The following is a 23,819-nucleotide window of genomic DNA, read 5'->3' as shown; positions in this document are numbered from 1 at the left end:
ATCCGGATATAAAAAAGCCCTACTCAATGAGTAGGGCCTGTGCCAAGTCAGTTGGGGGAGACAGGCATAGAAACTTAAGCGGCCGCGGTTTCTGCTTTATTTTGACTTGAGCGATTCTTCAAAAACGCATAACCAAAGCCTGTCAATGCCGTACCTGCAGCAATGGCAACAAGGTACATCAGAACAGGCGTAATCGCGTTAGGAATAAGCAATACAAACAAACCACCGTGAGGCGCCATCAGTTTTGCACCAAACAGCATGGAAAGAGCTCCTGTTAAAGCACCGCCTGCCATGCATGCTGGGATTACACGCATTGGGTCTTTCGCCGCGAAAGGGATAGCGCCTTCAGAGATAAAGCAAAGTCCCAATACGAAGGAGGCTTTACCTGCTTCACGTTCACTCGGCTCAAACTTATCGCGCGCCAAGAATGTAGCTAACCCCATACCTAGAGCTGGTACCATACCCGCGGCCATAATCGCTGCCATAGGAGCGTAAGTTTGAGATGCCAGCAAGCCAACACCAAACGTGTACGCGGCTTTGTTTATCGGACCACCAAGGTCAAAACACATCATGGCACCTAAGATAACGCCAAGTAATACCGCGTTAGCAGAACCCATGTTGTTCAGAAACTCTGTCATCGCAGCCATGATGCCAGAAACGGGACCACCAACGATGTAGATCATTACTAGGCCGGTGAATAAACTTGCAACAAAAGGAATGATCAGAATCGGCTTCAGCGCTTCCATGGATTGAGGAAGTTGGACTTTGTCGGCGATGAGCTTCGCTGAGTAACCGGCAATAAAACCAGCTGCGATCCCGCCAAGGAAACCGGCACCTGTCGAACTGGCAAGCATGCCACCAATTAAGCCTGGTGCAAGACCTGGGCGATCGGCAATTGAGAAGGCGATAAAACCGGCAAGCACTGGAATCATTAGAGCAAAGGCAGAACCTCCACCAATGGTCATTAGCGCCGCGGCTAGCGTACCTTCTTCTTTAAATGCTTCAATCCCGAATACGAATGAAAGCGCGATGATCAAACCGCCAGCAACAACGACAGGTAGCATATGAGAAACACCAGTCATCAGGTGTTTATAGACACCTTTTTTCTCTTCAACAGCTGAAGACTCGCTAGAGCCTGTATGCTGGTAAACGGTGGCTTCTGATAAGGCTTTATTTAGCTCTTGTTCCGTCTTTTTAAGTGCTGGCCCTGTTTTAGTGCGGTACATAGGCTTGCCATTAAAGCGGTCAAGTGGCACTTCAATATCCGCAGCGATGATAACTAAATCAGCCTCAGAAATGTCAGCCTCAGTCAGTTGGTTTTTCGCACCGACTGAGCCACGAGTTTCAACTTTGATTTGGTGGCCCTGACGTTTAGCCTCATCTTCTAGTGCTTCGGCAGCCATGAAGGTGTGAGCCACACCTGTAGGGCAGGCAGTAATGGCTACAATCTTCTTCGCGGAACCATTTGCAGGCGATGCTACAGACTGAGCACTCTCAACATTTAACTCGGTTGCATTGCTAACCGCGTGTTGAAGAAAGTCCGCCGGGTTTTCAGTGACTTCATTGATAGACGCTTGATATACGTTTTTGCCGACAAAGCGCGCCGTGTCGACAGGAGTATTGGCTGCAATGACCACTACATCTGCTTGAGCAATATCTTCCGCGGATAGTGTGTCACCAGCTAATACGCTGGACTGACATTCTATTTTAGCGGAGAACTTGAGTTGATTAGCGGCTTTTTCTAAAAGCCCGGCAGCGATGATGCTGTTTGCAACCCCGCTAGGGCAAGCTGTAATAATCGCAATATTCATAATCTCGACCTTTGTCCTTAAGCTTTCTGATCAGAGAGCAGGTTGATTTTGATTTGTTCTTGTAGGGTATGTACTTGTTTAATATCTGGGACGCCAACGCCGACTTGGCTCACTGCCAAGGCTGATAGTGCGGTAGCGAAAGACAAGAGTTCAGTATTCGTCATCGATTTCATGTGGCCCCAGCACAAACCTGCAACCAGCGTATCGCCCGCACCCACGGTACTGACTACGTCCATTCTAGGCGGCTGAGCTTGAATCCATTGATTCTGGTTTAACCACATTACGCCTTCAGCGCCCATGGAAACCACCACGTTTTCTATTCCACGCTGGCTTAGGTTTTCAGCAACTTCCTGACACTCAAAGGCAGAAGTTAATGTTTTTCCAGCGTAGTCAGACAGTTCTTCATCATTAGGCTTAATCAACCAAGGGGCGGATTCGATACCAGCTTTTAGCGCCTCTCGGCTCGAATCAAACAAGACTTTTTTGCCTTTTTTCTCAAGGAAGGAAACCCATGAAGCGCAGCGCTGTGGAGTGACGCCTTTTGGCAGACTTCCTGCCAGCACAAAGTAGTCGTGGTGCTCAGCAAGTTCTTCTAGTTTGGCTTCAAATTGACTCAGTGCCGCTTCGTCGATGCTGATACCTGGAAAATTGATGTCACTTACGCTGCCATTCTCTTCGACAAGTTTAACGTTGATACGTGTAGCACCACAGACTCGAATGAACTGGTCATTAGCGCCCATCTCTACAAACAGCTGACAGAACATTTCCTGATTGTCTTTGCCAAGAAAGCCAGTCACTGTAACTTCTGCGCCTAAATCGGATAGTACTCTAGCAACGTTTACACCTTTACCTGCGGCGTGTAGTGAACTCTGATTGACTAAGCTCACGGAGCCCTGCTTAAGAGTTGATAAACTGCCTGTAAGGTCAAGTGCCGGATTAAGCGTGATGGTAACGACTTTGTTCGTCATAATGATTCCTTAGCTCTCACCCAAACCAGATTCGATGGCTGCACCAATAGACGCAAGAGCTTGCTGTGCATCCGCGCCATCCGCAGTAAACTGAAGCTGATGACCCTTTTTGACGCCTAAAGCGATCACCTTCATCAAGCTTTTAGCGTTAACCGTAGAACCATCACCATCAAGGTTGGAAACTTTAATGGTCGACTCGAATTTTTTGGCTTCAGCGACAAGCATTGCACCAGGTCTTGCATGCAAGCCATGGGCATTTCGAATAACAAAGACAGCGCTGTTATCGCTACCTTCACTAGAAGGAAGGTCGGTTTCATTCGACTTAAATAAGGTCAGCAATTGATCTACGGTTGCGTCGGTAAGTACGTTTTGCTTACCTTCGAAAACAATTTGGCTAAGAGTATCCAATTGGGGCTTATGGCTATCGTTACACGCAGCAAACGCGACAAGTGCTTTGACTTCTTTTCCTTCGTATTCACAATGGTTTGCTGTCGAAACGAAAGCCATTCCTGTGCGCGTCACGGCTTTATCTGAACTTGCGAGCCAAACTCCACGGCCAAGATGGGTTGGGGCGGTAGTGACTAGGCTGGCGACAAATTCGCTATCGGCACAACCGGTATTTTTGAGCAATCCACCCGCAACGGCAGACATTTGAACCATATCGCTGGCAGGGAAGTTGAGTTGAATGAGAGACGGATCAAAGTCGATCTCTAATTGTGTTTCACCATTAAGAAGCGCAATGATTTCATCTTCACTCTTCGCTTGTTTAAGTTTGTCTTCCACTCCATCTGCAGAGAGCACTTTTGTGAGTTGTTTCAATATCCCTAAATGCTCATCAGATTTGGCGGCGATTCCAATCGCAACGTAAGCAGTGTTGCCATCACCCCAATCAACACCTTCAGGAAAGTGGGCAATAGACACTCCCGTTGTTTTAACCAATGTACGGGTATCGGTAGTACCGTGAGGAATAGCAATACCGTTGCCTAGGAAAGTAGAGTTTTGGTTTTCTCGGTTCAGCATACCCTCGACGTAGCCATTCTCGACCATACCCTTACTCGTCAGAGCTTCAGCAAGAAATGTAATTGCACTTTTCTTATCAGAGAAAGATTGCTGCAGCGAAATATCTTTTGTTGTTAGCTTGAGCATAAGCGCCTCAATTCGTTTATTTATCCAATTCAGTAGCAGTCAATGCATAGCTGAATCGTTTCAGCAAATTATTAAAAAAATTCAGCAAACCAAAAACATTAGATTTTCATTTGCTGTGTTATTCAAAATTCGAATCGTTATCAAATTTTCAATTTTGCTGAATCCTTTCAGCTTTTATGCTGAATCGTTTCAGTTTATAATGCAAATATTGTCAGGATCATCATTAAGGATTTTTGATCCAATGCACAGAATATGTAGGTTCATATGACACTAGATGAAATAGCCAAACTGGCTGGAGTATCCAAAACGACTGCCAGTTATGTCATCAACGGCAAGGCGCAAAAGTATCGAATCAGTGAGAAAACACAGAAGAAGGTGATGGCAGTTGTAGATGAGCACAATTACCGTCCTGATCTTGCTGCAAGCACTTTGAGAGCGGGGCAGAGCCGTTCGTTTGGTTTGATTATTCCTGACTTAGAAAACACCAGTTACGCTAGATTAGCCAAATTGCTAGAACAGAACTCCCGCGCAGCCGGATACCAAATATTGATTGCATGCTCGGATGATGAGCCCTTAACAGAAAAAAGCGTTGTTCAAGCTTTAGTAAGCCGCAAAGTTGATGCGCTTTTTGTTGCGAGTGCCATTCCTGAAGCCAGTGACTTTTATCGAGATTTACAAGAGAAAGGCACACCCGTCATCGCAATTGACCGTCCGTTGGATGATGAACATTTCTCATGTGTCATTAGCGAAGATTTTGGTGCAGCGTTTGAACTTACTTCGTCAGTAGTTGGTGACGGCGTAACTAAAGTGGGGCTAATTGGTGCGCTGCCTGAGCTGAACATTTCCCGGGAACGTGAACTTGGCTTTCGCTCGGTTGCACAGAAAGCTGATCTAGAAACGGTAGTGGGGTACGGAGAACACTTCAACAGAGAAGATGGCCGTAAAGTACTAGAAGGTTGGATCGATGAAGGGAACCTTCCTCAAGCAATCATCACGACATCATACACTTTGTTAGAAGGGGTGCTTGACGTCTTATTGGATAAGCCAGAGGTCATGGAACAAGTTAAGTTATCCACCTTTGGTGACAATCGCCTGCTGGATTTCTTACCTGTCAAAATCAATTCATTACCTCAACAATTTGAGCTAATAGCCGATAGCGCTCTCGCATTGGCGCTGAATGCAACAGCTAAGCGCTATCAACCTGGTGTTGAGCTTGTGCCTAGAAAGATAATTGTCAGACAATAATTAGCCCGGCGAATAGCCGGGCTTTTTTTAAATTGAAAGTACGACTTAGTACTGGAAGCGTACCGACATAGTAACTTGAGGACCGTATAGGCCATTGTTACGTGTTTCAGCAGATAGAGAAAGTTGATCCGTTGAGTGGAAACGTACACCTGCATGGAAGACTGAGCTGTCATCATTGCGTCCAATTCTGCCCGTTGCTTCAATCTGATCAGCAAGCCACATACGGAAGCCAATGTTTACTTCGGCAACCGTGTCTGTTTCACCACCCGCTTCTTCAGTAAATTTCGTCTGATGAACAAGCAATTGACCATAAACGTCAGCAAACTGACTAATTGGACCATTAAAACCGATACCACCTGCCAAATCGTAGTCGTTGTCGAACTGCGTGTCTGCTCTCAGAATAAAGTGAGAGTTATCAGTGAAGAGTGTGCTGAATTCAACGCCGCTCATTTCTGGGTTCACCGCTGTACGCACTTCAAAGAAATTATAATTAAAGTTGTTCGCATTTGCCGCGCCAGCGAAACCAGCACAAATTAGCGCACTGGTTAGGATGATCTTTTTCAAGGGTAGTACTCCGACTAGCATCAAGTTTTTGACTATAAAAAAGGCTTGCAATAAGCAAGCCAAATATTAACGCAGTGGGAGTTAAATTACTTTATCTTTAAAGTAGTTGAATACGATCAACTTCAATTTCTGGAGTATTTCCGCCTTCAAACTCACCGAAGATACGCAGGTTTGTTGTTGCATCTATGGCTTGGCTCAGGTGGATGTCATCGTCAATTTCGATTTGAATTTCGCTTTTGCCATCAGAAAACACAAACGTATCTCCTTTAATTTGACGTACGATGTTGCCATCAATAACAACATTCTTCTCAGTAAACATGCTGCTCTCAGCAATTAGGGAGTCGACTGTTGTCAGGTCAACGGGGCCGTTAAACTGGATGCCTGACGCCGATTGGCCTTCTTTTGCGAATACTAGAGTAGGTGAAAGTACTAGAGCAGCAGCGGTAGCCAAAATAACTTTTTTCATGATGTTTCCTTTTTAGACAGGTTTCGTTGTTGATGGTGCTATTAAGCCATAGCTATTTTGAATAACCTCTGAGGAGAGTATTCATATTCGATTCATTTATTGAGTCAACAAACCTAAAGAGGCTATGATTAGACAATACTCAGTAAAAAGACTCGAAAAATTAATAGATTATGCAACCAGCATTACAAGCATTGATGGTTCAGGGCACGACATCGGATGCCGGAAAAAGTGTATTAGTGGCAGCTTTATGCCGTGTATTGGCCAGAAAAGGAGTTAGAGTTGCACCTTTCAAGCCGCAAAATATGGCACTCAACAGTGCGGTGACTTCAGATGGCGGTGAAATTGGTCGTGCTCAAGCAGTGCAAGCCAGTGCCGCGAATGTAGAAACGACGGTTCATATGAATCCAGTCCTACTTAAACCTAATTCGGATACTGGAGCTCAGGTAATCCTACAGGGTAAAGCTCTCAGTAACATGGAAGCGGTGGGATATCAGAACTACAAGCAAATCGCTTTACCTGCCGTACTTGAGTCATTTTCAATACTTCAAGAGCAATTTGAATCTGTCATGATCGAGGGAGCTGGCAGCCCAGCGGAGATTAACTTGCGTGAAAATGACATTGCGAATATGGGGTTTGCTGAAGAGGCAGATGTTCCCGTCATCATCATTGCTGATATTGACCGCGGGGGTGTTTTTGCGCATTTAGTTGGCACCCTAGAGTTACTTTCGCCGTCAGAACAAAACCGAGTGGTCGGTTTCGTTATTAATCGATTCCGCGGCGACATATCGTTGCTTCAATCAGGGTTAGATTGGCTTGAAGAAAAAACAGGTAAGCCAGTACTTGGCGTTTTACCTTATCTTCATGGCTTTGACCTCGAAGCAGAAGACGCCATCAATAACGAACAAAATACCGGTGAATCAGCCAAGCTAAACGTCGTCGTCCCCGTGCTCACCCGCATCAGCAATCACACCGATTTTGATGTGCTAAGGCAAAATTCGGACATTCACTTTCGCTATGTAGGTAAAGGTGAAAAGCTTGATAAAGCAGATTTGATCATCCTACCGGGCACTAAATCCGTAAGAGCCGATCTCGAATATTTACGTAGCCAAGGTTGGGATAAAGATATCGCCCGACACTTAAGGTTAGGTGGAAAGGTGATGGGAATTTGTGGTGGCTACCAAATGTTAGGACGTCATATTAGCGATCCTTTGGGCGTAGAAAGCGTTGCTGGTGAATCACAAGGCCTCGACTATTTACCTGTTTCCACCGAGTTAACCAAAGAAAAAGCTCTGACAAACGTCTCCGGAGTGTTGGAGTTGAACAATCAAACCGCACCAGTGAAAGGGTATGAGATTCACGTTGGCAGAACCTTAGGGGATGGCACTTCTCCAGTTTCCTTAGAATCTGGTTCATCAGATGGTGCAATCAGTGACTGTAATCAAATCTTTGGGACTTATTTACATGGTATTTTGGATAATCCACAAGCATTAGCTCTGATTTGTCAGTGGGCGGGGGCGGACAGCATTGCTCCTATCGACCATCAACAGAATCAAGAAAATGCAATCAACCGAATAGCCGATGCTGTCGAACAACACATGAAGCTAGACTTAATCTGGCCGGAACTTTATACCTGATATTGATGAAATTTTTTACCCAGCGATTCTTTTACACCTTTTTGACTTTCATTTTCTCTGCGACAGTTCATGCCTCAGTGAACGTTTATGCTGCGTCGTCCATGACTAATGTGATTAAAGCGTTAGCTGAGAAATACCAAGCGGAAACAGGTGTAAAAGTTACGCCCGTTTTCGCAGGTTCTTCTTCTCTTGCACGGCAAATATTGAGCGGGGCACCTGCTGATCTCTATATATCAGCCAATACTAAATGGAGTGATTATCTAGTTCAGCAAGGAGTAACTAATAGTGACGCCGTCACAAATATTGCCCATAATCAGTTGGTTGTGATCTCACCTATCGGCCATCCTGAGCCGTTGGAACTAGAAAACCCAGAACAATGGTCCAAACGCTTGTCAGGTCAGAGATTAGCGATAGGGCAAACCAACGCAGTGCCTGCGGGAATGTATGCCAAAGAAGCGCTTGAATCGCTTGGGTTATGGAGTGGCTTAAAAGGGCAACTTGCCCCCGTCAACAATGTTAGAGTCGCCCTTACTCTAGTTGAACGTGGCGAAACGCCACTTGGGATTGTTTATAAGACGGACGCGTTAGTGAGTGATAAAGTAAAAGTCATTGGTACGTTTCCAGCTTCGAGCCACACTTCTATTACTTACCCAATGGCTAAACTGAACGACAAACAAACCACCAAGGACTTTGCTGCCTTTCTCCAAAGTGATCAAGCTCAGGCAGTATTTAAACAAAACGGATTTAACTAGGATTACCTTCATTGCTTTCTGATTACGAATATCAAGCGCTAATGCTCAGCCTGAAAGTTGCGTTTTATACTATTTGCTGGCTGATTCCTATCGGGATTGGATTTGGTTGGCTGCTGGCTAAAAAGCAGTTTATCGGCAAAAGCTGGCTCGACAGCTTAATTCATCTTCCTTTAGTGCTTCCTCCTGTCGTTATTGGTTATTTGCTCCTGATTTCGATGGGACGCCAAGGTTTTATTGGCCAATGGTTATATGAGTATTTCGGACTGGTCTTCTCTTTTAGCTGGAAAGGGGCTGTACTTGCGTGTGTGATCGTTGCTTTACCTTTGATGGTTCGTTCAATTCGCCTCAGCTTAGAGAATGTAGATCCTAAACTTGAGCAAGCAGCCGCGACCCTTGGTGCCTCACCGCTTAAAATATTCTTTACCATCACATTACCGCTGACAATTCCCGGAATCATCACAGGGACGATGCTTTCATTTGCACGTAGCCTCGGGGAGTTCGGAGCAACAATCAGCTTTGTGTCGAATATTCCAGGTGAAACGCAGACAATTCCTTTAGCAATGTTCACCTTCATTGAAACTCCGGGCGCAGAGCTTGAAACGATGCGTTTATGCATTATCTCCATTGTTATTGCCTTAGCCTCATTACTTGGCTCAGAAGTCCTGACTCGTCATTGTGCTAAAAGACTGGGGACACAGCGATGAGTGATATTCGAATTCAGTTTAAACAAACGTTAGGCGAGCAGAAGTTTGACATTGATGTCTCAGTGCCAGAAAAAGGCATTACCGCAATTTTTGGTCGTTCAGGGGCAGGAAAAACGTCACTGATCGACGTGATTGCGGGTTTAAGAACACCTGACGAAGGCGAGATTACTGTTTCAGGCAAACCTCTCTATAGCTCGCAATCGAAAATAAACGTTTCTGCCCACAAACGCCGCGTAGGTTACGTTTTTCAGGAATCGAGGTTATTCCCACACTTTCGGGTCAAAGGCAATCTTTTGTATGGTGTGCGTGAATTGGATCAACAGCATTTTGACAAGGTAATTAAATTATTGGCGTTAGAACCTCTTCTTAAACGATACCCGATACAGCTATCCGGAGGAGAGAAACAACGCGTAGCAATCGGTCGAGCACTACTTTCCAAGCCGGAAATACTCTTGATGGATGAACCTCTGGCATCGCTAGATATTCCGCGTAAGCGCGAAGTATTGCCATTTTTAGAGCAGCTTGCCAGTGAGATTGAAATTCCCATCATTTATGTGTCACATAGCCTCAATGAGGTCGTGCGCTTGGCAAACCATATTGTGGTTATCGATGATGGTAAAGTGGTGACTTCAGGTAGCCTAGAAGATGTGTGGTCATCTAGAGCTATGAGGCCATGGCAATCCTTCTCAGACCAAAGCTCGTTGTTTGAAGCGACGGTTGTTCACCACAACACAAACTATGCACTGTCTAAAGTGAAACTGGCGGACAATGTGTGTATTTGGGTACAGCGTTTAGAAATGGCGCCTGAAGCGAAAGTGAGACTACAGGTGAGAGCGAGTGACGTGTCGATTGCCTTGGATAAGCCTGAAAAGAGTTCAATTCGGAATATTCTCAAAGCGAAGATCGCTCAAATCCAAAGCCATTCTCAAGGAACAAATCGACAGAGCGTATCGGTTAAACTAGAACTCAGCGCGAACTGCTATTTATGGGCGACGATCACCGCTTGGGCTAAGGACGAGCTGGAACTCCAAGAAGGGATGGAAGTCTTTGCCCAGATTAAAGGGGTAAGTGTGACGCAAAGAGATGTGGTATTGAGCCATTAAAAAACGCCGCGTAATGCGGCGTTTTTCGTGTTTACTGAATTATTTTACAAATACGTCAGTAAAGTCACGCTTTAGCACAGGGTCACGACGTGCTTTCTTAATCTGCTTAACCATATCTTTCACACAGTTGTGAAGAACCTGGTCTAGCAACTGTGCTCGGTATTCTTCTTTCTGCTCATCAGTCATATCTTCAGGTAGATTAAGCGTAGGAAACTCTTCCATTACATTAATACCTGCAAACGCCTGACTTACAGAGATAAGAGCGTGGAACTGCTCAAAGTTATCTAGAACATTTTGAGCACTTTTTGGCAGCTCATCCCAAGCTTCACGAACGGCTTCCTCTGACACTTCATGGATAGAAGTTACCATGAAGTGCATTGCTTCAGGAACACCATCAAATTCAATTACTTGACGAAGTTCTGCTGAAACAGTCGAAAGGTCGACCTTAGGTTGTTCTGTTTGGTTAACGTCAGACATTAGTTTTATCTCATAAATTGTACGTGTTTAACGGCGTTATCCTAAAAAATCCTCATTAAATGTCAACCGTAGTGGAGGAATTGTCCCCCTTAGAGTATTCTTTTCTATAATCAGCTGATTTTTCGGCCAGTTTACATACAAAAAGGTAGAACAAGTGGAACTATCTGGATCTTCGATGAAAATTCTTCTAGTCGATGACGTGCAAATGGAGCGCATGCAGTTGGCTATTCGTCTAAAGCAGCTAGGCCACACAGTAGAAATGGCCGCTTCTGGTGAACAAGCTTTAGAAATGTATCCCTCATTTGAGCCTGAGCTTATCTTACTCGATATATCCATGCCTGAGATGGATGGCTTTGAAGTCTCTCAACGTATCCGTTCTAAGTACCAAGAGTGGATCCCAATCATTTTCCTAAGTAGCCACGATGAACCCGCAATGATAGCCCATGCTATTGAAGCAGGCGGCGATGATTACCTCACTAAACCGGTTGATAAGCTCGTTCTGGCCTCTAAGCTTATTGCCATGCAAAGAATCGCGTTTATGCGTCGTGAGCTTAATCAGAAAACAGCGGAACTGGCAAAAGCGAATCAAGAGCTCGAAAAGCTTGCTAGCGAAGACGGCCTTACAAAAGTTAAAAATCGTCGCTATATCGACGAAAAGCTTAAAGAAATGATAGCGGTTCATGGACGTCATGGATTGCCGCTAAGTTTAGTACTGCTCGATGTTGATCATTTTAAGTTATACAACGACAACTACGGCCATATAGAAGGGGACAAGTGCCTGATCGAAATCGCACAAACGCTTACTTCTTTGTTTTCTCGGAGTGGAGAAATAGTCGGCCGCTATGGCGGAGAAGAGTTTGTCGTAGTGTTAGGGCACACCGATGCTGAACACGCAAAGAAGCACGCGATGCGGGTTCAATCGACACTTGAAGCTCTCGCCATCAAACACGAGTACAGCTCTGTAGCTGGATATGTGACGGTGTCACAAGGGGTATGCAGCTTTAATCCTACTGGTAAAGAGACACCTGACGATATGTACTCCAAAGCAGATGAAGGCCTATACCGCTCTAAAAGTGACGGGCGAAATCGCTTTACATACATAGACTAACCACTGTCATAGTTAATAAAAAAGGTTCAGCTTATGCTGAACCTTTTTGCGTTTAAATCATTAGTAACTAGGCGGATTCAATGCGGTTACGCCCAGCGCGCTTTGCTTTATATAAGGCAGCATCAGCACTTTTCATAACCTCTGAGACGCTATCTGCATTGTCATGATCAGCGACACCAATACTAATCGTAACGTTAACATGATCGTGTGAGTTAGACTTACCACGTTTTTTAGCGCCAGACTTATCATCCTTCGGTCGTGATTTCTCATTACGAACAACCATTTCGTACTCTTCAATGGAAGAACGTAATAGCTCAAGGTGATCGAGAGATTCATCGACATCTTTATTTTTAAACAATACCGTAAACTCTTCGCCGCCATAACGATAGACTTTGGCACGGCCGCCGACTTGCTGCATTTTGCTAGCAACAAGCTTCAGAACATCGTCACCCGTTTCGTGTCCATAAGTGTCGTTAAATGATTTGAAATGATCGATATCGAGCATTGCTATTGTGTACCGTTTTCCTAAGTGCCGCAGATCTGACTCTAACGCTAATCGTCCGGGAATATCAGTCAACCGATCTTTAAATGCGAGTTCATAACTCGCCGAAAGCATATAAATCAGTAACAAGAAGCCAGAAAGGGTAAACATGGTGCTGGATACGTACTTAACGTGGAAAAACGTAAACGTCACCGAAGAGAGTGTGATCGCTGAATAAACAACGACATCAATAATCCGGTTAACCCTGAGAACAAAAATCGCACTCAACAACACTGCACCAACTGAATACAAAACAAGAATTAACGGCAGCCGCGAAACGCTCGGTTCAGAATAGAGGAATGTCTCATCGAAGTTTTGGAACCCACCTTCATAAAAGTGGGCAAGGATGAGGTAACACCAAATTGCAATGAGTGACAGCGTCACGACGTAAACAATAAATGCTCGACTCAGAACACCTCTTTCCTTGTATGGGTAGACTAATGCGCAAGCAATCGGGACAACAAATGCGAGCAGCGAAAGTTCAAGAAGCGTAGAACCAGTCGAAAGAGAGCTTTGTAGGTGTTCTTGTATGTACCAATAGACAACAAGCATGGTCAGCGCAACCATAGCAATACGGCATTGTTTAAACGCGTGACCTAAACCAATAACACACAAGAATAAAAAATAAGGGAGATTAGAAGTAATACCTAAGTTTGCTTGCGTAAGGTTGATGACATTATTCATGCCAAAGCCGATCATCGCTAACAGCAGCACCGGAAACGTCAAACGAAACCAATTTGTTGTTACCAAAGAAAACGACATTTACCTAGCCTTAGCCTTATTAATTAACTTCTTAATATACAAGTCTTAGAATACTTTGATTTGATGATTTTCCAAGCTTTTTACTAAACTAATGAATGAAAAGTGAGTGTTAGTATGAACAATAGTCAAAAAGTGATGAGAAAGCATCCTTAAATCGATTTTGTGTTTTATAGTTAACTGATACTCATAAGAAAAGTCTGAATCTTAAAGGAGTTAAGGTTTATGCAAATTAGTGTTGATGTTCACAACTACATGGAAACTCTTGTAGGTCAGGTGTTAGCTGACAGTCAGTACACTAACAGGTTTGATCATGAACAGCTCGCAGATTTGGCCTGTTTGGCACTTAGTCAGCTCAGACCTGTTTATATCCGCCACGATATCGACTTTCTGTCTGCGTTATCTGAAGAAAGATTGGTTGTTCTTAAAAAATACTCAGAGACCGCCGTTGAAGCGGCACTGACAATGATAGTTGACGATAGAAGAAGAAATCGTAAAGATGAAGTCCCTATTATGTTCAGTAAACCACGATTCGATGACGATACCGAACTCGAATGGTTTGAAAAACCTCTGGTTATGAATAAACAAATTACCTAAAGGAGTACTAGGTGGGACTATTTTCTCGTTTGTTTGGTGGCGGCAGTAAAGAACAAGCTAAAGTCGAAGTTGAACCGGTGGAATACAAAGGCTTTCTTATCTATCAAGAGGCCCAGCCTGAGAACGGGCAATATCGTATTGCAGGCCGTATTACAAAAGAGTTAGAAGGGCAGACTAAGGAGCATCGGTTTATCCGTTCAGACGTGCTGGCATCTGAGTACGATGCTAACGAATTCATGCTAAAAAAAGCGCAAATGTTCATCGATCAGATGGGTGATAATATTTTTAGTTAGTCTTTTCCTAGTTGACGAGCGTCATAAATTTAAGAGCCATTAGTCGTTATGCTGATGGCTCTTTTATTTTGTGTATTGCATCTATTTGTTTGATTTAATGACAATTAACGGTAACTGGTACGACCTCTCATTTTGAAATGAAAGCGTTGTTTCATTACCTCGTAATACTCGAAGTGCTTCATTACCAACGGTTATATGTAATGATATTTTGTATTTTTGTTACAAAGTGCTTGAAGTTAATGAAACCGTTAGATAAAAACAATTAATCATTGTTGCCAGTAGTCAAGGAATAGCTATGCAAATTGGTGTGCCAAAAGAAATACTCGCGGGTGAAACGCGAGTGGCTGCCTCGCCCAAGTCGGTAGAGCAGCTGTTAAAGTTAGGATTTGATGTTAATGTCGAATCTAGTGCAGGGGAACTTGCAAGTTTTGATGATTCTTCTTTTCAATCATCAGGTGCAAGCATTGTTACCAAGGAAGAGGTGTGGCAGTCAGACCTCATTCTTAAAGTCAACGCACCAAGTGACGATGAAATCGCTCTAATTAAAGAAGGGGCAACACTGGTTAGCTTCATCTGGCCAGCTCAAAACCCTGAGTTAATGGAAAAGCTATCCAGTAAGAACATCAATGTTATGGCGATGGATTCTGTTCCACGTATCTCTCGAGCGCAAGCTCTCGATGCTCTTTCTTCAATGGCCAATATCGCAGGTTATCGAGCTGTCGTTGAAGCCGCGCATGAGTTTGGTCGCTTCTTTACGGGGCAGATCACCGCTGCAGGTAAAGTTCCACCAGCAAAAGTTTTGGTTGCGGGTGCCGGTGTAGCAGGGCTTGCAGCAATCGGTGCTGCTGGTAGCTTAGGTGCGATAGTTCGAGCATTTGACGTTCGACCAGAGGTTAAAGAGCAAGTCCAGTCTATGGGCGCCGAATTCCTTGAAGTCGATTTCAAAGAAGACTCTGGCGCTGGTGATGGCTATGCGAAAGAAATGTCTGATGAGTTCAACAAGAAAGCGGAAGAGCTCTACGCTGAACAGGCTAAAGACGTTGATATCATCATTACAACTGCACTCATTCCAGGCCGCCCAGCTCCTAAGCTGATCACCAAAGAAATGGTGGATAGCATGAAAGCGGGAAGTGTCGTCGTCGATCTTGCTGCTGCCAATGGCGGTAACTGCGAATACACTCAAGCAGACAAAGTCATTACAACTGCGAATGGCGTTAAGATCGTCGGTTACACCGATATGGTTGGTCGCCTTCCAACTCAATCTTCACAGCTTTACGCAACTAACTTAGTCAACTTGTTGAAACTGTTATGTAAAGAAAAAGATGGCAACATCGATATCGATTTTGAAGATGTTGTATTGCGTGGTGTGACCGTTGTTAAAGAAGGTGAAGTCACTTGGCCGGCACCACCAATTAAAGTATCGGCTCAGCCTGAGCAAAAACCAGCAGAACCCGTAAAAGCAGAAGAAAAAATCGAAGAACCCGTTTCTCCGGTTAAGAAACTGGCCGCTCTAGCCGTTGGTGTTGGTGCATTTGCATGGATAGCATCCGTTGCTCCAGCAGCATTTCTTTCTCACTTTACCGTCTTCGTTCTTGCTTGTGTTGTAGGCTACTACGTAGTCTGGAACGTTACTCATGCTCTCCACACTCCTCTTATGTCTGTAACCAATGCAATCTCTGGCATTATCGTCGTAGGTGCACTGTTGCAGATTGGGCAAGGCAATGGTGTGGTTTCCTTCCTGGCGTTTATCGCCGTTTTAATTGCAAGCATAAATATATTTGGTGGCTTTACTGTTACCAAGCGCATGCTTGAAATGTTCCGTAAAGATTAAGGAGTAACGAGAATGTCTGCAGGATTAGTACAAGCAGCTTATATTGTTGCTGCATTATTCTTTATTTTAAGTCTGGCTGGTTTATCTAAGCAGGAATCTGCTAAGTCGGGTAACTACTACGGCATCGCCGGTATGACGATCGCTTTGATCGCAACGATCTTTGGCCCTGATTCTCAAGGTTTTGTTTGGATCGTTATCGCTATGGCGATTGGTGGCACTATCGGTATCCACTACGCGAAGAAAGTGGAAATGACCGAAATGCCTGAATTGGTCGCTATTCTTCACAGTTTTGTGGGTATGGCAGCCGTGCTTGTTGGTTACAACAGCTATCTAGATGCACCAGAAGCGGCGACCCACGCTGAGCATGTAATCCACTTAGTTGAAGTCTTCCTCGGCGTATTCATCGGTGCGGTTACCTTTACAGGTTCCGTTGTCGCGTTTGGTAAGCTGCGTGGTATCGTTTCTTCGTCACCTTTGAATCTTCCTCACAAGCACAAGTTGAATCTAGCAGCCGTTGTTGTTTCAACATTGCTGATGCTACATTTCGTCAATGCCGATGGCAGCATGTTTGCGCTTATTGTGATGACATTGATTGCATTTGCATTTGGCTATCACCTAGTTGCATCAATTGGTGGTGCAGATATGCCAGTGGTCGTGTCAATGCTTAACTCATACTCTGGTTGGGCGGCCGCAGCAGCTGGTTTCATGCTGGCAAACGATCTACTAATCGTTACAGGTGCACTGGTTGGTTCTTCCGGTGCGATCCTTTCGTACATCATGTGTAAAGCGATGAACCGTTCCTTTGTTAGTGTTATCGCAGGTGGCTTTGGTCAGGAGATTTCAATCTCGAGCGATGTTGATCACGGTGAACACCGAGAATCATCGGCGGATGAAGTCGCTGACATGCTGAAAAATTCTAAATCAGTCATCATCACTCCAGGATACGGCATGGCAGTGGCTCAAGCGCAATACCCGGTGCACGAAATCACAGAGAAGCTAAGAGCGAAAGGCGTAGAGGTACGTTTCGGTATTCACCCTGTCGCCGGTCGACTACCAGGGCACATGAACGTGCTATTGGCAGAAGCAAAAGTGCCTTACGATATCGTTCTAGAAATGGATGAAATCAACGAGGACTTTGAAGAAACAGACACAGTTCTGGTCATCGGTGCGAACGATACTGTTAACCCTGCAGCGCAAGAAGATCCGAACAGCCCAATTGCGGGTATGCCCGTACTGGAAGTTTGGAATGCGAAGAACGTAGTGGTATTTAAACGTTCAATGAACACGGGTTACGCAGGTGTTCAAAACCCATTATTCTTCAAAGACAATACACAGATGCTATTTGGCGATGCGAAAGAGAGTGTAGACGCAATTTCTAAAGCCCTGTAACATGATTTAACTAAGTAAGAAGCCAGCAATTGCTGGCTTCTTTTGTTTTCTGAGTAGCATTATTGACACCAATATTACATTTGAAATTTATATTTTTGCGATAATGCTTTACTCTAAATCTAACCTACTGATTTATAGATTTTTTGCATTGATAAAAACGGCTTTCAATATATTAACAGTATGTACGGCAATCTTTAGCTTCAGCGCTAGCGCAAACTCGCTGCCGGAGCGAATCGATAAGTTTGTTGATTCGTTTAGCAAGGACCAATTCAGCGCATCTTACGATATTCGTATCATGCAGTCGGATTATCCGACCCGTTTAATTACGCCAGATTCAATGCTGCCTCAGACGTCGTCATATCCACTGCGAGATATTCAACGTCTTTATCAACTTGCACAGAACTGTACCGGAAAACTGCCTCTTAGCCCTTTAATTACTGAACCTCTCGTATTTACGAGAGCCGTATGTAAAGGGACAAAACTGAGTGAGAAGTGGTTTGCTCGAAGCGGATTAATTCATCCGGGCGGCGGAACTTATGCAAAGCGTTATGTGTCTCTGCATCCTGAAAGGCAGGAGCAACTGCAGCAGTACATGCATATTAAAGAGCGTCCGTTGGCACCAAGAGCAACATTGCTTGGTCGCCTCCAGCGCATGAACGAAGAAACGATTCTCGCCTTGCTTTCTGGTTCAAGCATGTTTCTTGAACAAGGTGAAATGTGGCTTCGCCAAAATGATAGTTACTTAGTTTTTCCAGAAAGCGTTTGGAAAACAAACGCAGATGATGCAGGGCTGAGTGTTCAGTTAAAAAGTGAATCAAACAGCTGTTTCGTACAACGAGGCAACCTGTGTTGGGACGTAGAGGACCACTCCCAAATATTGAGAATCAGCATGGTGGTGCTGGTAATAGCCAATATTTTGCTGGTACTCGGTTGGTCTGTATATCGCTGGAACACCAAAAGACAAGAGATGAAGAGTAGAATGTTGATTCTTCAGATACTCACACATGAACTTAGGACCCCGATCGCGAGTCTATCTTTAACAGTGGAAGGATTTCGCCGTGAATTTGAAAAACTTCCGGAGTCTGTTTATGACGAGTTCAGAAGGCTGTGTGAAGACTCTCGCCGTTTAAGACAACTGGCAGAGGCCAGCAAAGACTACCTACAGTCTGACAATAAGCCACTGGCGACGGAGTGGGTACCATCCGTCAAAGAGTGGTTAGAGTTTAAAGTAGAAGAAGAATTTCATGGGAAGATCGAGTTTACGATCAATGAGGACGTAGCAGCAAAGCTCAATGTCTACTGGTTGGGAACTTGTATCGATAACCTGATTCGCAATGCCACTAAATACGGCGTTGCCCCGATAGTGCTGGATGTCAGCACTGATAACAATTTGATTACCGTTAAGGTCATAGACCAAGGTGAGCTAACTCAAAAAGATTGGCGACAATTACGTAAGCCTTTTGTTAGCAAATCTGGTCTTGGTTTAGGCTTAACTATCGTTGAATCTATGGTTGGAAGAATGGGCGGAAAAATGTCCCTTATAGGTCCACCTACAACGTTTATATTGGAGATACCTTGTGAAACAGACACTGCTTCTTGTTGAAGACGACAAAAATCTGGCCGATGGCCTGTTAGTAAGCCTGGAACAAGCAGGATATGAGTGTTTTCACGCTGAAATGATTGCTGATGTAGAGCAATATTGGGAAAAGGCTGACTTAGTGATTCTGGACCGTCAGTTGCCAGATGGTGACTCAGTGGAACACCTAGTTGGATGGAAAGCGATTAAAGATGTACCAGTCATTCTGCTAACAGCGCTAGTAACAGTCAAAGACAAGGTAACAGGCCTTGATGCGGGAGCGAATGATTACCTGACAAAACCGTTTGCTGAAGCAGAGCTGTTCGCCCGTATTCGTGCTCAACTACGCGCACCAGAATCTGATGCGCAGGACGACAGCAAGGTCAAAACTCAGCACCTTGTCATTGATAAAGCCACTCGTGAAGTTTTCTACAAAGACGAATCGATCACCTTGACAAGAACCGAATTTGACTTGTTACTGTTTTTGGCAAGTAACCTCGGACGAGTCTTTACCCGTGACGAACTACTCGATCACGTATGGGGCTATAACCATTTCCCAACAACCCGTACCGTTGATACTCACGTGCTTCAACTCCGTCAGAAGTTACCTGGGCTTGAGATTGAAACGCTACGTGGCGTTGGTTACAAAATGAAAGCCTGATGAAAATCAAAGCTTTACTAATAGGCGTGCTACTCAGCACGCCTGCTACATCCGCTAACATTCCTTGGTTTGAGAGTAATTCACCTCTTACACAAGCCCACAGGTACCTGCTCAATGATGATTTACCGGCGATGTTTTCGTCGTTGGTAGAAGTTTGGCAGCAGGAAAAGAATAGGGCGATCTCACCTCATTTAAACGAACTCTTTCAGCAATCTCTGCAAGTTGATTGCGGCAAGGGCCTAGATTCAAAACCACTTCCTGATTGGATCAAGGGAGTGACTGTGCGTGCTATAGAAACACAAAGCCCTGGTCGAGATTCCTATCGAGCACTTATCGAAGTTGCCTCCCGAAAAGATGTTGCTGATATTTCCCTAACCCGTTGGGTACAAAAAAGTATTTCGACAGACAATTCATTTGTCGCACTTGCGGAAAATGAAGACGAAGTAAAATCATACGTCAAACGCTACAACCTCAATAGCAAGATTCCAATGGGTTTATACCGACTAGATGTAACGGCGAAAGACCAAACATCTTGGAGTTCTTGGCTAGTTTTCGGAGAGCCGAAAGCCAAAGTCTCCATACGTTGGCAGTCTAAAGACCAATGGAGAGTTGAACGCAACGCATTGTTAAACTCTCATTGCCCGCTACCTAAACTGGACACGGCACTTTATGACTATGTAGATGGCCAATATAACAAAGTGTGGGGAGCAACCTACGAATCCGATTATCCGACGGCATTAGAGCCTAATCCTGTCGATCCTGGTCGATACGTTTTAGCGGTTTCGATGACTCACCAAAGATGGCAAGGTCCTATAATTGTTGAACAGTCCCAAATAATTAGTAAAACATACGACGTTTCTATAGAGGAATAATTAAAGTTAGGACACAATAGGGCGATATAAACACAAGGGATCAGAAAGTTTATATCGATATGAAAAATTCAATAAAAATCTTATCGTTGTCTATTGCGTTGGCTTCCACAAGCTCATACGCAGCCACCTATGCAGTTGAAGCACGAGGCGACGCAATGGGTGGAGTTGGGGTTGTTTCTGCAAACTTCTTAACAGCGCCTTTTTACAACCCGGCAATTACAGCGATTTATCGACGCAATGACGATGTAGGGATGATCACCCCTTCGTTTGGCCTAGCTTACAATGATGAGCATAATATGGTTGATGACTTAGACAAAGTGTCTGGCATTATCGATAGTGCTCTAAAAGATATTAATAGTGTTAATGTGAGTGAGCTCCAGTCTTCATTAGATGCACTAAAGGGAGATGTAGCCAAGCTTGAAATTGGTGGTGCAGTAGCATTCGCAATTCCAAACAGTTTTATTGCTGCTAACTTTTTCGGCAAAGCTTACGCTGAGTCTTTTGCTCAACCGGATATTTACGATGGTGCAAGTACGCCAGATTCGGATCTAAACACTGTAGTAAATGCTGAGCTAAGTGCTGTCAACGCCGTTGCTATTGGTGTGGCAGAAGTCGGGATTTCTCTGGCTAAGTATCAAACGTTCCTCGGCCAACATATCTCTTTTGGCGTTTCACCCAAAATTCAGCGTATCTACACCTATGTCTACAGTGCAAACCTAAACAATTACGACATTAAGGATGTCCGTGATAATGGTACAGGTGAAACCATGTTTAACATGGATGCGGGCTTATTATGGTTCAGAGGGCCATTTAGAGTTGGAGTAGCCGCAATGAATCTAGTTAGTAGAGATATTGAAACCCAGACATTATCTACCACGGTAACATCTCAAGCTGCATCTAATGCTGGTTATACTGAGAGAAGAACTATTACTAACTCATATGCTTACCAGATGAGACCTCAGTATACCGTTGGTGTCGGCTTAGTCGCCGACTACGCGACATTAAGTGTCGATTACGATATCAATGAAGACGAACGCTACACGAACTTCAATGACAACACTCAATATGTCAGAGTCGGTGGCGAAATCGATATTATGCGTCAACTTAAGTTAAGGGCAGGGTGGCGACGTAATCTCGCCTATGACAATCTAGACGACACCATCACTGCAGGTATTGGCTTATCACCGTTAAACCTTTTCCAGATGGATATTGGCGCAAGTTATACCAACGAGAATTCAATGGGCGCTTATATAAACTTCTTGGGAAGTTACTAGAAGCTCTGGCGATACGCATTGAATCGTAATATAGTCGGCTCCTAGTTTTTGTTAGGAGCCTTTTTTATGCTAGATGATTTTCCGCCTCTTTCTCATGAGGAACAACAGAAAGCCGTCGAAAAAATCCAAGAACTGATGGCGCAGGGAATAAGCACCGCGGAAGCCATTAAAATCGTCGCAGAGGAAATCAGGAAGAAAACCTCCCAGAACGACTAATGAAAATGAATCGAGAATAAGAGAGCAGGAGACTGCTCTCTTTTTTTATGTCTGAAGCAAATATTTCGCCTAAACGCACCACTTAATTCTCAATAAAAAATAAGAACGCAAGCCAGCCACAAACAAAACAAAAGAGTAGAAAATCAAACATTACCCTTGATATACAACCACTTATGACAGAGTTATATCCTTGCCAAATAAAGCCTTAAAAGCTGAATGTAATTATATTACAGGACGTTGCAGTGTGTCTGTAAGCGCTCACTATGACGCCAGATATTATTTTGTTTGGTGATACTGTCACAAGGGAGTGAATAGTGAATTAGATATGTGAAAGTTAACGATCAAGCATTGCAGAGCTACCATTTGTACTCTGAAAGTAACAGTGTTCGTAGCTAGTAAGCTTTTAGGTTGCCTTAATCAACCAAGGGACATTCAATATCTAGTGTTGTGACAATGTCACATATTGTTGCTCAGATATGTTTAATGGAGAGTTGTAATCTCTTTCAATTGTTGATTTGATGGTTCCGATTAGATTTCAAATTTCGAAGGTAAAGTTTTGGCTATCTACATTAAGAAAGCGGGAGTGGAATACTCTAAATCAATTAGTGAGCTTATTACGCCACTTACGGACAAATATGTTTGCCCAACATGCGAAGAGTCAGTTCGAGTTGTACTGTTGGATTCGATGGCACCAGAGAAGATCCGTGAATACCAAGAAAGCGGTTATCGATATCACATCGCTGAAAAAAGTGATGGGACGATTGTCGGAGTGATTGGCATGCGTGAAGAAACACATCTCTACCATTTGTTTGTCTCTGATGCTCACCAAGGGCAGGGGCTATCACGAAAACTATGGGAAACCGCTATGTCAGATGTAAAAACAAGAGTCGAAGTTACATCTTTTACCGTTAACTCCGCAGTTAATGCCGAACATGTTTATCTAAGCTTTGGCTTCAAACGTATTAATGGTGTAAGAAGCCGTGGCGGCATGGTCGACATTCCAATGGAACTCACTCTTGAGCCAAATTAACCAGATCAAATAAGATCTCCAATGATCCCAGAATCTATAACTTCATTTCGACCGTTGTAGATTCTACGATAGCTTCATTTTCGTATCGCTTTAAAGGGCTCATAACAGAGCTGGGATTATAGATAGCGCGGTATTGAGCAAGTTTCTTTCTTATCGGCACGTAAATAAAGTGGCTATTAACGCTCTCCACTTGAAAACCCAATAACAAGTTCAGCTCATAAGAAATTGAGTACTTTCCATTTTCCAATGGAACTAGTTTGAACCAAGAGTTGCAATCAACTGTCTGTTGATTGATCTCATTAATAACGCTTTGACTGAGGTTTTCATATTCACCGTTATGCTCGCAAAGGCGAAACCTCATTTCTATTGGCTCAGCATCAACGTTCAGTACAATTTTTCTATCGACTTCATCTTTACGCGTATAGGTAAAGCTTATCTTTTTTCCTTCAGCGTTTGGCTCACCAATCACATGCTCATACTCAACATTCTCAATGAAATTTGGTTTTGGTTGAGGAGTGTTGCTACAGCCAACAAAAAGAAGCGTAACGAATATAGTGAGGAGCTTTTTCACAGAGGAACCATTAGATACAACTTAAAAACCAGAACGCATTCTCTCATAAGTGCATTGCTTCATACTAGTTTTAGACAATAAATCATAGCTACTGAATAGGTGAGATTTTTTGGCGATGAAGCCAAATATCTAGCTCTATAACGTACATAATGCCTAAGTTATTAGTACGCATTATGTGTGTTATGTTAAATATAACACGCCAAATAGAAAGCGCCTGATTGAGCGCTCTCT

At 43.9% G+C, this 23,819-nt stretch carries 24 protein-coding genes; 16 read left to right on the top strand and 8 right to left on the bottom strand.

Translation table 11 applies throughout. The annotated features are described in order from the left end of the window. Positions 1–74 precede the first annotated feature (74 nt). Genes fruA through fruB form a run of 3 tightly spaced genes read right to left on the bottom strand, consistent with a single transcriptional unit; the run spans position 75 to position 3,925 of the window. Positions 75–1,811: a PTS fructose transporter subunit IIBC gene (gene fruA, locus F0265_RS05695; protein ID WP_171748139.1), complete on the bottom strand. Its 1,737-nt coding sequence runs from the start codon at positions 1,809–1,811 to the stop codon at positions 75–77. 17 nt (positions 1,812–1,828) lie between these two features. After that, positions 1,829–2,779 carry a 1-phosphofructokinase gene (pfkB, locus tag F0265_RS05690; RefSeq protein ID WP_171748138.1) on the bottom strand — a complete coding sequence of 317 codons (951 nt, stop codon included), beginning with the start codon at positions 2,777–2,779 and terminating at the stop codon, positions 1,829–1,831. Positions 2,780–2,788: 9 nt separating this feature from the next. Next, a complete protein-coding gene (gene fruB / locus F0265_RS05685; RefSeq protein WP_171748137.1) occupies positions 2,789–3,925 on the bottom strand; it encodes a fused PTS fructose transporter subunit IIA/HPr protein in 1,137 nt (378 codons plus the stop codon). Positions 3,926–4,189: 264 nt separating this feature from the next. On the opposite strand from fruB, the gene cra reads away from it, so the two are divergent. Then, on the top strand, positions 4,190–5,170 hold the full coding sequence (cra, locus tag F0265_RS05680) for a catabolite repressor/activator (protein ID WP_171748136.1): 981 nt from the start codon (positions 4,190–4,192) through the stop codon (positions 5,168–5,170). 45 nt (positions 5,171–5,215) lie between these two features. On the opposite strand, the gene F0265_RS05675 is transcribed toward cra, so the two are convergent. Both F0265_RS05675 and F0265_RS05670 read right to left on the bottom strand, forming a co-directional pair. Further along, positions 5,216–5,734 (bottom strand): hypothetical protein, encoded by a 519-nt coding sequence (locus tag F0265_RS05675; RefSeq protein WP_171748135.1) that lies wholly within the window; start codon positions 5,732–5,734, stop codon positions 5,216–5,218. A 97-nt stretch (positions 5,735–5,831) separates the two neighbouring features. Then, positions 5,832–6,200, bottom strand: coding sequence for a NirD/YgiW/YdeI family stress tolerance protein (locus tag F0265_RS05670; protein WP_171748134.1), 369 nt, complete (start codon positions 6,198–6,200; stop codon positions 5,832–5,834). A 170-nt stretch (positions 6,201–6,370) separates the two neighbouring features. On the opposite strand from F0265_RS05670, the gene F0265_RS05665 reads away from it, so the two are divergent. The 4 genes from F0265_RS05665 to modC are packed head-to-tail and all read left to right on the top strand — an operon-like array spanning position 6,371 to position 10,393. Continuing rightward, a complete protein-coding gene (locus F0265_RS05665) occupies positions 6,371–7,834 on the top strand; it encodes a cobyric acid synthase (RefSeq protein WP_171748133.1) in 1,464 nt (487 codons plus the stop codon). Between the two features lie 5 nt (positions 7,835–7,839). Continuing rightward, the gene (gene modA, locus F0265_RS05660) at positions 7,840–8,586 is read left to right on the top strand and encodes a molybdate ABC transporter substrate-binding protein (RefSeq protein WP_171748132.1); all 747 of its coding nucleotides are present in this window, start codon (positions 7,840–7,842) and stop codon (positions 8,584–8,586) included. Positions 8,587–8,597: 11 nt separating this feature from the next. Beyond that, positions 8,598–9,290 carry a molybdate ABC transporter permease subunit gene (gene modB, locus F0265_RS05655; RefSeq protein WP_021455476.1) on the top strand — a complete coding sequence of 231 codons (693 nt, stop codon included), beginning with the start codon at positions 8,598–8,600 and terminating at the stop codon, positions 9,288–9,290. Beyond that, positions 9,287–10,393 (top strand): molybdenum ABC transporter ATP-binding protein ModC, encoded by a 1,107-nt coding sequence (gene modC / locus F0265_RS05650; protein WP_171748131.1) that lies wholly within the window; start codon positions 9,287–9,289, stop codon positions 10,391–10,393. The genes modB and modC overlap by 4 nt, the downstream gene beginning before the upstream one ends. Positions 10,394–10,432: 39 nt before the next feature. On the opposite strand, the gene F0265_RS05645 is transcribed toward modC, so the two are convergent. Then, a complete protein-coding gene (locus F0265_RS05645) occupies positions 10,433–10,870 on the bottom strand; it encodes a DUF3069 domain-containing protein (protein WP_095570726.1) in 438 nt (145 codons plus the stop codon). Positions 10,871–11,045: 175 nt separating this feature from the next. Between F0265_RS05645 and F0265_RS05640 the strand changes: the two genes are divergently transcribed. Beyond that, positions 11,046–11,978 (top strand): diguanylate cyclase, encoded by a 933-nt coding sequence (locus F0265_RS05640; RefSeq protein WP_171748130.1) that lies wholly within the window; start codon positions 11,046–11,048, stop codon positions 11,976–11,978. A 67-nt stretch (positions 11,979–12,045) separates the two neighbouring features. On the opposite strand, the gene F0265_RS05635 is transcribed toward F0265_RS05640, so the two are convergent. After that, a complete protein-coding gene (locus F0265_RS05635; RefSeq protein WP_171748129.1) occupies positions 12,046–13,281 on the bottom strand; it encodes a GGDEF domain-containing protein in 1,236 nt (411 codons plus the stop codon). 222 nt (positions 13,282–13,503) lie between these two features. On the opposite strand from F0265_RS05635, the gene F0265_RS05630 reads away from it, so the two are divergent. From F0265_RS05630 to F0265_RS05585, 10 genes are all read left to right on the top strand, one after another. Beyond that, positions 13,504–13,875: a late competence development ComFB family protein gene (locus F0265_RS05630; protein WP_171748128.1), complete on the top strand. Its 372-nt coding sequence runs from the start codon at positions 13,504–13,506 to the stop codon at positions 13,873–13,875. Positions 13,876–13,886: 11 nt separating this feature from the next. Beyond that, positions 13,887–14,168: an HlyU family transcriptional regulator gene (locus tag F0265_RS05625; RefSeq protein ID WP_171748127.1), complete on the top strand. Its 282-nt coding sequence runs from the start codon at positions 13,887–13,889 to the stop codon at positions 14,166–14,168. 295 nt (positions 14,169–14,463) lie between these two features. Beyond that, complete coding sequence (gene pntA / locus F0265_RS05620; protein ID WP_171748126.1) at positions 14,464–15,999, top strand: Re/Si-specific NAD(P)(+) transhydrogenase subunit alpha; 1,536 nt, start codon at positions 14,464–14,466, stop codon at positions 15,997–15,999. A 12-nt stretch (positions 16,000–16,011) separates the two neighbouring features. After that, positions 16,012–17,388, top strand: coding sequence for a Re/Si-specific NAD(P)(+) transhydrogenase subunit beta (gene pntB / locus F0265_RS05615; RefSeq protein WP_171748125.1), 1,377 nt, complete (start codon positions 16,012–16,014; stop codon positions 17,386–17,388). Between the two features lie 103 nt (positions 17,389–17,491). Beyond that, positions 17,492–18,991 (top strand): sensor histidine kinase VxrA, encoded by a 1,500-nt coding sequence (vxrA, locus tag F0265_RS05610; protein ID WP_253809344.1) that lies wholly within the window; start codon positions 17,492–17,494, stop codon positions 18,989–18,991. Further along, on the top strand, positions 18,966–19,625 hold the full coding sequence (vxrB, locus tag F0265_RS05605) for a response regulator transcription factor VxrB (protein WP_006960996.1): 660 nt from the start codon (positions 18,966–18,968) through the stop codon (positions 19,623–19,625). The genes vxrA and vxrB overlap by 26 nt, the downstream gene beginning before the upstream one ends. Next, positions 19,625–20,497, top strand: coding sequence for a DUF2861 family protein (locus tag F0265_RS05600; protein ID WP_171748123.1), 873 nt, complete (start codon positions 19,625–19,627; stop codon positions 20,495–20,497). The genes vxrB and F0265_RS05600 overlap by 1 nt, the downstream gene beginning before the upstream one ends. Before the next feature lie 59 nt (positions 20,498–20,556). Next, the gene (locus tag F0265_RS05595; protein WP_171748122.1) at positions 20,557–21,771 is read left to right on the top strand and encodes a conjugal transfer protein TraF; all 1,215 of its coding nucleotides are present in this window, start codon (positions 20,557–20,559) and stop codon (positions 21,769–21,771) included. Positions 21,772–21,837: 66 nt separating this feature from the next. Further along, positions 21,838–21,987 carry a YoaH family protein gene (locus F0265_RS05590; protein WP_006960999.1) on the top strand — a complete coding sequence of 50 codons (150 nt, stop codon included), beginning with the start codon at positions 21,838–21,840 and terminating at the stop codon, positions 21,985–21,987. A 556-nt stretch (positions 21,988–22,543) separates the two neighbouring features. Beyond that, positions 22,544–23,017, top strand: a complete 474-nt coding sequence (locus tag F0265_RS05585) for a GNAT family N-acetyltransferase (RefSeq protein ID WP_216607786.1) — start codon at positions 22,544–22,546, stop codon at positions 23,015–23,017. 34 nt (positions 23,018–23,051) lie between these two features. On the opposite strand, the gene F0265_RS05580 is transcribed toward F0265_RS05585, so the two are convergent. Continuing rightward, the gene (locus F0265_RS05580) at positions 23,052–23,588 is read right to left on the bottom strand and encodes a hypothetical protein (RefSeq protein ID WP_253809342.1); all 537 of its coding nucleotides are present in this window, start codon (positions 23,586–23,588) and stop codon (positions 23,052–23,054) included. Positions 23,589–23,819: the final 231 nt, after the last annotated feature.

Source organism: Vibrio sp. RE88, assembly GCF_013113835.1.
In the GTDB taxonomy this organism is placed as follows: domain Bacteria; phylum Pseudomonadota; class Gammaproteobacteria; order Enterobacterales; family Vibrionaceae; genus Vibrio.
This window is presented reverse-complemented; position numbering and strand designations above follow the sequence as displayed.